Source organism: Mycobacterium sp., assembly GCF_032162605.1.
In the GTDB taxonomy this organism is placed as follows: domain Bacteria; phylum Actinomycetota; class Actinomycetes; order Mycobacteriales; family Mycobacteriaceae; genus Mycobacterium.
Genome location: NZ_JAVROT010000208.1, coordinates 1 through 10,390 on the forward strand (window position 1 = coordinate 1; position 10,390 = coordinate 10,390).

Consider the following 10,390-nt stretch of genomic DNA (forward strand, 5'->3'; position numbering starts at 1 on the left):
CCCAACTCAACAGGTGCAACAAGAAACGCGGAGTGATGGTCGAAAGCTGCGGAACGGTCTTGGTGGCATTGGCAAGTTGCCGGGCAGCAAGATCGCCCAAGGCCTGCGACTCGTTCTGAGACGACGTCATGAATGGCCTCCTGGAGCTGAAGAGGATGGTGTGGCGGTGAGCCGGGCGGTACGGGGCCAAGGATAGGACTCATCACGTCTTCGAACAGGGTTAGTGCGCAACGCGATGCAAAGGCGCTGTTTGCGGCTCGTCGTTCGTCCCGTATCGTGGTCGACATGCAACAGTCCGCACCGACGCCGCGCCATCGGTTCGCGCGCTGCTCCGTGCTGCCGTGTTGTTGTTGTTGATTTTCTGACGTCCCAGTTGTCCTGCGTTGACGCCCGCCCGATCGGCGGCGCCGTCCCGCGTCAGCTTCCAGAAAGTCAACCGATGAACCCCCTGACCCTCCCTGACCGCAGCCGTTCCGCTGTGGCCGTACGTCGTCGCGAAGTCGCAGGTAGCGGTGCGCTGAGCCGGCTGACGAGGTATCGCGGCGGCACCTACTCCCACACGGTGGGCACCTTGGTGTTCATCGACGGCGCAGTCGCGCGGACCGACCTGATCAGGCTGAACCCGAACGTCGAGGCCTATTCGCTGGACTTCGGCGGTGTCGCACCAACGGGCCCGTCGCACTATCGGGCGGCGACGTGGTCGGCGGTGACGAATTTGCAGGCCAGGGCCAGGGAGCCGGAAGTCGACTGGATCCTCCGCAACTCCTTCCCGACGATCGGGACCGCGGAACTGAGCAACCGACTGCGGGCCGCCGGTTATCCACTGGGGTCGGCCAACGTGGCCGAACACGAGGCCATCGCGGCGACACAGGCCGCGATCTGGTTCTTCACCAATGACATGCAGCTGGACGACCGTCCGCGGAACGTCCCGGTCGCGGTCCGGCGCAGCCCCGACTCGATCGTCTTCGAGTTCGAGGGCGCTCATCAACTGGGTGGCTATACCGTCGACGTCGCTTCGGCGGAACCCGTGTCATTGCGGCTCCAGAAGTCGGTCGACGGTTCCGACTGGCGCGACGTGCCGTCGTCGACCTTGACCACGTCAGGACCGGGCAGCTACCGGAAGGTGCTCGGTTCGGGCAGCACGTTGTTCACGCATCGCCCCGGCCAGAGCGGTCAGGGGTACCGGGACTACCGACTCGTCGCGGACGTGGCGGACGGTTGCGCCGACCTCGGCGAGGTCACGTTCTGGCTCGAGGGATTGAGTCACTACCGCAACCCGGACCGTGTCGTCCATCTCTATGACCATCTGCTCGCTGGAGCCGGCTGGGCCCGCCGGCACGCGGTGGCTCCGGAGCTGTCGGCCGCTGATGCCGTGGTGGACGATGGACTGGTAGGCCCGCTTCGTCTTCACGCCAATGGTGTTGCTGCTCTCCTGATTTCAGGCGGATCACTTCTCGACGCCGATGGTTCACCGTTGGTTCTGTGCGAACCGGGCGGCGAGTTCTACGTGCGCCCGGACACGGGTTCGCACTCCGCCACGGTCACCGCGACGGTGCCTGCGCGTGCCGACGGCTTCGGCGGTCGGGTGATCACCGGCGTCGCCCGCGACGACGTGAACAGTCGACTCACCCCAGTGGCATTGGCGCTTCCCGCGCCGCTGGTGGTGAACTTCCATCTGCAGTGGACTGCCTTCGCCGATGAACGGTTCGAGGAAGAGGAATCAGCCCTGCAGACCCTCAGCGGCTGACCGTCACATCGGTGCGTTGGCCGGCTGGAACACGCCGGTGCTGTCGGCTTCCTCTTCGGCGCGGATCACGTGCACGACGGCGTTGATCAGCGCCAGGTGGGTGAACGCCTGCGGGAAGTTGCCGAGATGCCGACCGGTGCGCGGCTCGATCTCCTCGGCGTAGAGGTGCAGCGAGCTGGCGAACGACAGCAGCCGCTCACACAGATGTTTGGCCCGGCTGATCTCGCCGATCTCCACCAGCGCCGACACCAGCCAGAACGAGCAGATGGTGAATGAGCCCTCCTCCCCGGCTAGGCCGTCATCGGTTTCCTCGGTGCGGTAACGCAGTACCAGGCCGTCCTCGGTCAGCTCGTCGGCGATGGCCAGGACGGTCGCGCGGACGCGCGGATCGTCGGGCGGCAGAAACCGCGTCAACGGAACGAGCAGCAGCGAGGCATCCAGCGCCGGATCGCCGTAACGCTGGGTGAGCGCGCCGCGGTGGTCGACGCCGTGGGCGAGAATGTCGGCCTTGATCTCCTCGGCGATCACCCGCCACTGCTGCGCGTAGCTCTTCTCGCCCTGCAGATCGGCCAGTTTCGAGCCACGGTCCAGCGCCACCCAGCACATCACCTTGCTCGAGGTGAAGTGCTGCGGCTCGCCACGAACCTCCCAGATGCCGCGGTCGGGCTCGCGCCAGTGCTTGATGGCCTCCTCGACCTGGAGCTTGAGCACGGGCCACAGCATCTCCGGAATCTGCTCTCGCGACTTGGCGTGTAGATACACCGAGTCGAGCATCGAACCCCAGATGTCGTGCTGCATCTGATCGAACGCGCCGTTGCCGATGCGCACCGGGCGTGAGTTGTCGTAGCCCGACAGGTGGGTGAGCTCGTCCTCGAGCAGGTTGCGCTCGCCACCGACGCCGTACATCACCTGGAGTGGGTGCCGCTCGCCATTGTTCGCGCCGGAGACGTCGGCGATGAAGGAGAAGAAGTCGTCGGCCTCGCGGTCGAGGCCCAACGTGTACAGCCCCCAGAGAGCGAAGGTGGAGTCACGGATCCACGAATAGCGATAGTCCCAGTTGCGTTCGCCCTGAGGGGTTTCCGGCAATGACGTGGTGCTCGCCGCGAGCAGGGCGCCGGTCGGCGAGTAGGTCAGTCCCTTGAGCGTCAACGCGCTGCGTTGCAGATACGACCGCCACGGGTGGTCGGGGAAGTCGCCGATGTTGATCCACTGGCGCCACGACTCGCTGGTCTTCCACATCTTGTCGGCGGCTTCTTCGAAGGTCTGCGGCGCCGGGTGACCCGACCAGCTCAGGGCGACGAACACGTTGTCGCCCTCGGTGAGTCGGGTCCGGGCCCGCGCTTCATGCCCCTCGAGACCGATGCGCAGGTTGGTTGTCAGCCGTAGCGTCGGGTGCGCCTCGGGGTTCTTGCTCGCGCGGGCGATGGCCTCGCCGTATGCGGACGCCGAGTACTCCCAGGTGGCCGCTTCGCGGTGATAGTCGAAGGCCGGCTCGCAGCTCATCACCAGCTCCACCACGCCGCTGACGCAGCGCACGGTGCGCAGCAGGATGTGCTCGGCGTCCCAGTCCATGGGTGTGCGGCGGTGGGTCCGCGACCGGGTGTCGAGATCGTGCCAGGGTCCCATCACCAGCGTGTCGCGCACGATCAGCCAGCCGGTGTGGGTCTGCCACGTGGTCTCCATGATCAGGCTGCCGGGAAGGTAGCGGCGGGCGGACGGCACCGTCACCCCGTACGGCCCGAGCCGGAAGTGCCCGGCGCCACGGTCCAGGATCGCGCCGAACACGCTCGGCGAGTCCGGTCGCGGCACGCACAACCACTCCACCGAACCGGCCGAGGAGACGAGGCAGGTGTTCTCGCAGTCCGACAGGAACCCGTAGTCCGCGATGGGCGGAAACGTGTTCCGCAGCGGTCCGCCAGGGGCATAGGGCACGGGGGCGGTCACCGTGTACGGCGCCTCGGGCACGTGATCGGACGTGCTGGTCTCATTGTCGGGCCCGCTGTGCTGGAGAACCATGCGGACATCATCAACTGCACAGGCGCCCGGCGTCTACTCGTGGGCGGGCGTTTCCGATCTCGGGGTTTTCAACGCCTGGCGTATGCGGGCGCACGTTCGGGTAACGGCCCGATGGCCACCGCATATCCGGCGAGGGTGCGCAGGAACGGCACGCGGCTGACCAGTCGCACGCCCAACGGCGGCCGGCGGGACGCGCCCTCTACGACGGCGGTTGCGATGACCCCCGCATGCATTGCCCGCTGCAGCCCCTGGATGAGCGCGGTCGGAACCCAGCGTCTGGCTTGAATCCTGGCCAGTTCCCTGGTGGATACCTGCCCGGCACGCAGCGGGGCTGCCAGGACGCGCCCCGCCGCGACGGCGTCCGCGACGGCCAGGTTGATCCCGACGCCGCCGACCGGTGACATCGCGTGCGCCGCGTCCCCGATGAGCAGCAGACCGTCGGTGTACCAGCGGCGTAGTCTGTTGAGCTGCACGTCGAGCAGTTTGACGTCGTCGAACGAGGTCAGCTGGTCCACGCGGTCGGCCAACTGCGGGACCAGCGATGCGATGGTGCGCTGCAGAGACTCGATGCCCGCGGCCCGCAACTGGGAGTCGGTGCCCTTCGGGATGATGTAGGCGCATTGATAGTAGTCGCCGCGATCGATGACGATCATCGCGTGCCCCGTCGTCAGCACGCCCTCCAGCCCAGGCGGATCCTGCTCGGCGCGCGGCAGCCGGAACCACCACACGTCCATCGGCGCGCCGAAGACTTTGGGCTCCAACCCCATCGACGTCCTCAGTGCCGAACTCCGGCCGTCGCAAGCCACCGTCAGATCGGCGCGCATCTCGGCGATCTGACCATCAGGTCTGCGGTACCGCACACCGACGACCCTGCGGCCGCGCTCGCGGATGGGTTCGAGCACCTCGGTGCTGCGCATCAACCGAAACGAGGGCTCCTTCTCCGCGGCCGTCGCGAGCAACTCGAGGAAGTCCCACTGCGGGACCAGCGCGATGTGCTTGTGCGGGCCCGGGATGTGATGCAGATCGATGTCCACCTCCACGCCCTGGATCTTCATGCCGATGGTCTCGATCATGCGGTGTGTGAGTTTCTGGAAGTCCTGGCCCAGGCCGAGGTCGTCCAATAGTCGCAGTGTGCTGGCGTGCACGGTGTCGCCGCGGAAGTCACGCAGGAAGTCGGCGTGCTTCTCCATCACCGTGACGTCGACGCCACCGCGGGCGAGGAGAAGGGCCAGCATCATGCCCGCCGGGCCGCCGCCTGCGATCAAACATGTCGTCCCTTTGACCGGGTTGCTCATCCGTTGATCGTAGGGTGGATCCGATGAGCGGCATCCTGAGTTGGTGGGACGGAGTCGAACTCTGGCTGTCCGGTCTGGGGTTCGTCGCCCAGACGGTGGTGGTGATGCCGGCGGTGCTGGCGCTGGCCTACGCGGTCGCGGTGGTGCTGGACGGCGCGTTGGGTAACGGCATCCGGTTGCTGCAGCGGGCCATGCACTCCGACGAGGATTCGTCGTGACCGGTATGCCGCGCTCCCGGGTGACCCTGGTACTGATCGTATTGATCGTGTTGGTGCTGGTCATGTGGTTGATCGCCCGCTGACGAGGCGTCCGTGACCGTCCCCGGTCGTCGTGCTCCGTCCCTGTGAATGAACTCTGTTACGATTCGCGCCATGCACGCAGTGACCGGCAAAACTGGGGGCCATGTTCTGGTCCTCATTGCCGTGGGTACCTGCGCTGTTGCAGACGTCCACTGTTGTGGCTGACCCCAATCCGTCCCGCGGTTTGGTGTCGGTGGCGGGCGTTTACGTGCCCACGGACTGATATGCCACCTTGCCGTCGAACGGGATTCCGACGCCCGTTACCCGCAAGGAAAGGCCACCAATGCCAGTTTCGAAGCTCACCTCGCTCAAGTCCTGGACCAGCATCGGCGCTCTCGCCGTCACGGCTACCCTGCTGGCGGCGTGCGGGGGCGGCTCCAGCGACGTCGCCGGGGGTGGGGATCAGCCGAAGGCCGACACCACCCTGACCCTCGTCGCGTACGCCGTGCCCGAACCGGGCTGGAGCAAGATCGTCCCCGCGTTCGCGGCCACTCCGGAGGGCAAGGGCGTCGCGGTGACGACGTCGTACGGCGCGTCCGGCGACCAGTCCCGAGGCGTGGTCGACGGCAAGCCCGCGGACATCGTCAACTTCTCCGTAGAACCCGACGTCACCCGCCTGGTCAAGGCCGGCAAGGTAGCGAAGGACTGGAACACCGACGCCACCAAGGGCATCCCCTTCGGGTCGGTGGTTTCGCTGGTCGTGCGCAAGGGCAACCCCAAGAACATCAAGGACTGGGACGACCTGCTGCAGCCGGGCCTCGAGGTGGTCACCCCGAGCCCGCTGAGTTCCGGCTCGGCCAAGTGGAACCTGTTGGCGCCGTACGCCGCCAAGAGTAACGGCGGCAAGGACCCGCAGGCGGGTCTTGACTACGTCAACAAGCTGGTGACCGAGCACGTGAAGACGCGCCCCGGCTCGGGCCGTGAGGCGACCGACGTATTCCTGCAGGGTACGGGCGACGTGTTGATCAGCTACGAGAACGAGGCGATCAACACCGAACGTCAGGGCAAGCCGGTCGAGCACATCAACCCGCCCCAGACGTTCAAGATCGAGAATCCCGTGGCGGTCGTCACCAGTAGCGCCCACCTGCAGCAGGCCACGGCGCTGAAGAACTTCCTGTACACCCCAGAGGGTCAGAAGGTGTGGGCTCAGGCCGGTTTCCGCCCAGTCGATCCCGCCGTGGCAGCCGACTTCACCGCTGACTTCCCGGCACCCGAGAAGCTGTGGACCATTACCGATCTCGGCGGCTGGGGAGAGGTCGATCCCGCGCTGTTCGACAAGGACAACGGCTCGATCACCAAGATCTACAAGCAGGCCACGGGATGACGGCTGGGCTGGCGCCGACTCCCGAGGCGCGGCCCCAGCCAGAAGGTGATGGGGCCCGGCCGCCGGGTTTGCCGCGCCGTCGGCACGGCACGACGTCGCTGCGCGTAGGCGCCGCGACGCTGTGGCTCAGCGTCATCGTGCTACTACCGTTGGCTGCCATCCTGTGGCAGTCGGCCGGTGGCGGGTGGAGTCTGTTCTGGAGCGCGGTCAGCTCCAATGCAGCCCTCGAGTCCTACAAGGTGACGCTGACGATTTCGGTCGGGGTCACCGTGGTGAACCTGTTCTTCGGTCTCCTGGTGGCCTGGGTGCTGACCCGCGACGACTTCCCCGGCAAGCGACTCGTCGACGCCGTCATCGACCTGCCGTTCGCGCTGCCGACCATCGTCGCGAGCCTGGTGATGCTGGCGCTCTACGGCCCGAACAGCCCAGTCGGACTTCATCTTCAGCACACGAAGTGGGGCGTCGGCGTCGCGCTGCTGTTCGTCACGCTGCCGTTCGTCGTGCGCTCGGTGCAGCCGGTGCTACTGGAACTCGACCGTGAGGTGGAAGAGGCTGCGGCGTCGTTGGGTGCCAACAACCTGACCATCTTCACGCGGGTGGTCCTGCCCGCGCTGCTGCCGTCGCTGCTGTCGGGCGCGGGCCTGGCGTTCTCGCGTGCGATCGGCGAGTTCGGCTCGGTCGTCCTGATCGGCGGCGCGGTGCCGGGGGAGACCGAGGTCTCGTCTCAGTGGATCCGCACCCTCATCGAGAACGACGACCGCACGGGTGCTGCGGCGATCTCCATCGTGCTGCTGGTGGCCTCGTTCCTGGTGTTGTTCGTCCTTCGGGCGGTCGGCTCCCGGGCGGCGAAGCGAGAGGAACTCTCCCGATGACCCTGTCTCGGTCGGTGCGTTATCTCCTCCGCTTCCTGGCACTCGCCTACATCCTGATCCTGGTCGTCGTCCCGGTCGGACTGATCCTCTGGCGCACTTTCACGCCGGGTATCGGCGCCTTCTTCGCATCGATCGGCACGCCCGCGGCGATCTCGGCCCTGCAGTTGTCGTTGCTCGTCGTGGCCATCGTGGTGCCGCTCAACGTGATATTCGGGGTGCCGACCGCTCTGGTGTTGGCGCGCAACAGGTTTCGCGGCAAGAGCGCGTTACAGGCCGTCATCGACCTGCCCTTCGCCGTGTCCCCCGTGGTCGTGGGCGTGGCCCTGATCCTGTTGTGGGGGTCGGCGGGCGCGCTGGGTTTCGTCGAGAACGATCTCGGCTTCAAGATCATCTTCGGGCTGCCTGGCATCGTGCTGGCCAGCATCTTCGTCACGCTGCCGTTCGTCATCCGCGAGGTCGAACCCCTCCTGCACGAGATCGGCACCGATCAGGAGGAAGCCGCCGCCACCCTGGGATCGCAGTGGTGGCAAACCTTCTGGCGGATCACCCTGCCGTCGATCAGGTGGGGCCTGACCTACGGGATCGTGCTGACCATCGCCCGCACCCTCGGCGAGTACGGCGCGGTGATCATGGTGTCGTCCAACCTTCCCGGCACCTCGCAGACGCTGACGCTGCTCGTCTCCGACCGCTACAGCCGCGGCGAGGAGTACGGCGCTTACGCCGTGTCGACGCTGCTGATGACCGTCGCGGTGTTCGTGCTGGTCGTACAAGTGATCCTCGACGCCCGGCGCGCCCGGGCGGCAAAATAGGCTTCGATTAGGAGATCCCATGAGTTCCGATGAGCCAAACGCGATCACGGTTCGCGGCGCCAACAAGCGCTACGGCGACTTCGTGGCCCTGGACAACATCGACTTCGACGTTCCCGAGGGTTCTCTGACGGCACTGCTCGGGCCCAGTGGATCGGGCAAGTCGACTCTGCTGCGGGCCATCGCCGGGCTCGACCAGCCAGACACCGGCACCATCACCATCAAGGGGCAGGACGTCACCGGGGTGCCCCCGCAGCGGCGCGGCATCGGCTTCGTCTTTCAGCACTACGCCGCGTTCAAGCACCTCACGGTGCGTGACAACGTCGGCTTCGGGCTGAAGATCCGCAAGCGGCCCAAGGCCGAGATCAAGGACAAGGTCGACAACCTTCTGGAGACCGTCGGGCTGGCCGGTTTCCAAACCCGCTACCCGAGTCAACTCTCCGGTGGGCAGCGGCAGCGCATGGCGCTCGCCCGTGCGCTCGCGGTAGACCCACAGGTGCTGCTGCTCGACGAGCCGTTCGGTGCACTCGACGCCAAGGTGCGCCAGGACCTGCGGGCCTGGCTGCGCCGCCTGCACGACGAAGTCCACGTCACCACCGTGCTGGTGACCCATGATCAGGCAGAGGCGCTCGACGTGGCCGACCGGATCGCGGTTCTGAACAAGGGCCGCATCGAACAGGTCGGCGGCCCGACCGAGGTCTACGACAACCCGGCCAACGGGTTCGTCATGTCGTTCCTCGGGGCGGTGTCCTCCTTGAACGGCGCGCTGGTCCGACCGCACGACATTCGGGTGGGCCGCAACCCCGACATGGCGATCGCGCAGGCCGACGGCAGCGTGTCCTCAGCCGGCGTCATCCGTGCCACCATCGACCGAATCGCGGTGCTGGGCTTCGAAGTTCGCGTCGAGCTCACCGGTGCCACCGACAATGCCGCGTTCACCGCGCAGATCACCCGCGGCGATGCCGAGGCACTCGGCTTGAAGGCGGGCGACACCGTCTACGTCCGCGCCACCCGGGTGCCGTCGATCCCCGGCGGCACCGAGTTGCCCGCGGTCGACGAAGCCGATGACATCGCCGCGCTGACGAAGGCCTGACACCCGCCTTCAGCGGGGCGGATCCCCGTGCCACGCAAAGCTGTTGACGTACTTGCCCATGTCCAGCGCGAGAAAGAAGTTGGCCCCCGAGGGATGGCCGGAGCCGAATTCCGGACTGAACTCGCGGTACGGCCCGGCCGCCGCGGCGATCAACGCGAAGTCATTCTTCACGGCGACCATGATCAGGACACGGTTGCGCCCGTCATCCCCGATCGCATCGGCCGGGTAGTCGTCGGCGACTTCGCCGTACCCGAGTTGGTATCCCACGAAGGCGTTCGGAATCTCGTAGGCGAACGTCGCGTCCGGGTAGTGTTCCCTGAGCAGATCGTTCGCGATCTGACGCGGCGTCTGACCGTTCGCGGGTTGTCCGAACAGTCGCAGTGTGCCGCCATCGCCTGCGAGAAGGTCCAGCACCACCCCGTTCGGTTCGAAGGTGGCCTCGTACGCCGTGCCCTCACCCGGGTAGGACACCGAGAACTCGCCGCTGCTCGGGGTGAAGCGGGGGTTGGTAGCGACGGGTTTGCTGATCGGCGGCCGCCCGCAGTCGGGCGGGCACACGAATTGAGCTGTGGGCGGCGTCAGCCACAACGACAAGGCGACCGACGCGGCCATGACGAGGACGGCAACGGTACCGACGATCAGGAGCAATCGAACAGGAGATGTGGAGCGCGTCGCCCGTGCCGTGTACGACTGTTCGGGGACCGAGTAGCCCGGCCAGTCCGGCAGTGGGGTTGCGGCAGGAGGCGCGCTCATCGGGCGTCAGCGGACGGGCCGACGGGAACCGGACGAGGGGACCGCCGCGCCGCCCGCGACGTCCGGGACGCGGCGTGGCCGGCGACTCCGCAGCGGGGACAGAACGGCAGATCCGGGACGACGTGGTCGCACTGCGGGCACAAGACCACGTCGTCCGGGGACGCACGGTCAGGTTCTTCCAGGAG

The 10,390-nt window shown here is 66.8% G+C and carries 10 protein-coding genes; 7 read left to right on the plus strand and 3 right to left on the minus strand.

Annotated features, from left to right (window positions below):
• The first annotated feature begins 439 nt into the window (after positions 1-439).
• On the plus strand, positions 440-1,747 hold the full coding sequence (locus tag QOI01_RS12940) for a thioester domain-containing protein (protein ID WP_526381472.1): 1,308 nt from the start codon (positions 440-442) through the stop codon (positions 1,745-1,747).
• Positions 1,748-1,750: 3 nt separating this feature from the next.
• Here the strand turns inward: QOI01_RS12940 and QOI01_RS12945 are convergent, their stop codons facing one another.
• Positions 1,751-3,763 carry a glycoside hydrolase family 15 protein gene (locus tag QOI01_RS12945; RefSeq protein WP_526381473.1) on the minus strand — a complete coding sequence of 671 codons (2,013 nt, stop codon included), beginning with the start codon at positions 3,761-3,763 and terminating at the stop codon, positions 1,751-1,753.
• A 68-nt stretch (positions 3,764-3,831) separates the two neighbouring features.
• The gene (locus tag QOI01_RS12950) at positions 3,832-5,058 is read right to left on the minus strand and encodes an FAD-dependent oxidoreductase (protein WP_526381475.1); all 1,227 of its coding nucleotides are present in this window, start codon (positions 5,056-5,058) and stop codon (positions 3,832-3,834) included.
• Between the two features lie 23 nt (positions 5,059-5,081).
• Here QOI01_RS12950 and QOI01_RS12955 point away from each other — a divergent pair, with 23 nt between their 5' ends.
• The 6 genes from QOI01_RS12955 (at position 5,082) to QOI01_RS12980 (ending at position 9,452) form a co-directional block, all read left to right on the plus strand.
• Positions 5,082-5,276 carry a hypothetical protein gene (locus QOI01_RS12955; RefSeq protein WP_526381477.1) on the plus strand — a complete coding sequence of 65 codons (195 nt, stop codon included), beginning with the start codon at positions 5,082-5,084 and terminating at the stop codon, positions 5,274-5,276.
• 153 nt (positions 5,277-5,429) lie between these two features.
• A complete protein-coding gene (locus tag QOI01_RS12960; RefSeq protein WP_526381479.1) occupies positions 5,430-5,522 on the plus strand; it encodes an Ms4533A family Cys-rich leader peptide in 93 nt (30 codons plus the stop codon).
• Between the two features lie 118 nt (positions 5,523-5,640).
• The gene (locus QOI01_RS12965; RefSeq protein ID WP_526381481.1) at positions 5,641-6,681 is read left to right on the plus strand and encodes a sulfate ABC transporter substrate-binding protein; all 1,041 of its coding nucleotides are present in this window, start codon (positions 5,641-5,643) and stop codon (positions 6,679-6,681) included.
• Positions 6,678-7,553: a sulfate ABC transporter permease subunit CysT gene (cysT, locus tag QOI01_RS12970; RefSeq protein WP_526381483.1), complete on the plus strand. Its 876-nt coding sequence runs from the start codon at positions 6,678-6,680 to the stop codon at positions 7,551-7,553. The genes QOI01_RS12965 and cysT overlap by 4 nt, the downstream gene beginning before the upstream one ends.
• Entirely contained in the window at positions 7,550-8,362 is an 813-nt protein-coding gene (gene cysW / locus QOI01_RS12975; RefSeq protein WP_526381485.1) for a sulfate ABC transporter permease subunit CysW, read from the plus strand. Before cysT ends, cysW begins: the two co-directional genes overlap by 4 nt.
• Before the next feature lie 19 nt (positions 8,363-8,381).
• Entirely contained in the window at positions 8,382-9,452 is a 1,071-nt protein-coding gene (locus tag QOI01_RS12980) for a sulfate/molybdate ABC transporter ATP-binding protein (RefSeq protein ID WP_526381487.1), read from the plus strand.
• A gap of 9 nt (positions 9,453-9,461) precedes the next feature.
• Here the strand turns inward: QOI01_RS12980 and QOI01_RS12985 are convergent, their stop codons facing one another.
• Complete coding sequence (locus QOI01_RS12985; RefSeq protein WP_526381489.1) at positions 9,462-10,205, minus strand: hypothetical protein; 744 nt, start codon at positions 10,203-10,205, stop codon at positions 9,462-9,464.
• Positions 10,206-10,390: the final 185 nt, after the last annotated feature.

Bases quoted from the DNA above. Each gene is read 5' to 3' on its own strand.
- QOI01_RS12940 (WP_526381472.1), top strand. From the start codon at position 440: ATGAACCCCCTGACCCTCCCTGACCGCAGCCGTTCCGCTGTGGCCGTA.
- QOI01_RS12945 (WP_526381473.1), bottom strand. From the start codon at position 3,763: ATGGTTCTCCAGCACAGCGGGCCCGACAATGAGACCAGCACGTCCGAT.
- QOI01_RS12950 (WP_526381475.1), bottom strand. From the start codon at position 5,058: ATGAGCAACCCGGTCAAAGGGACGACATGTTTGATCGCAGGCGGCGGC.
- QOI01_RS12955 (WP_526381477.1), top strand. From the start codon at position 5,082: ATGAGCGGCATCCTGAGTTGGTGGGACGGAGTCGAACTCTGGCTGTCC.
- QOI01_RS12960 (WP_526381479.1), top strand. From the start codon at position 5,430: ATGCACGCAGTGACCGGCAAAACTGGGGGCCATGTTCTGGTCCTCATT.
- QOI01_RS12965 (WP_526381481.1), top strand. From the start codon at position 5,641: ATGCCAGTTTCGAAGCTCACCTCGCTCAAGTCCTGGACCAGCATCGGC.
- cysT (WP_526381483.1), top strand. From the start codon at position 6,678: ATGACGGCTGGGCTGGCGCCGACTCCCGAGGCGCGGCCCCAGCCAGAA.
- cysW (WP_526381485.1), top strand. From the start codon at position 7,550: ATGACCCTGTCTCGGTCGGTGCGTTATCTCCTCCGCTTCCTGGCACTC.
- QOI01_RS12980 (WP_526381487.1), top strand. From the start codon at position 8,382: ATGAGTTCCGATGAGCCAAACGCGATCACGGTTCGCGGCGCCAACAAG.
- QOI01_RS12985 (WP_526381489.1), bottom strand. From the start codon at position 10,205: ATGAGCGCGCCTCCTGCCGCAACCCCACTGCCGGACTGGCCGGGCTAC.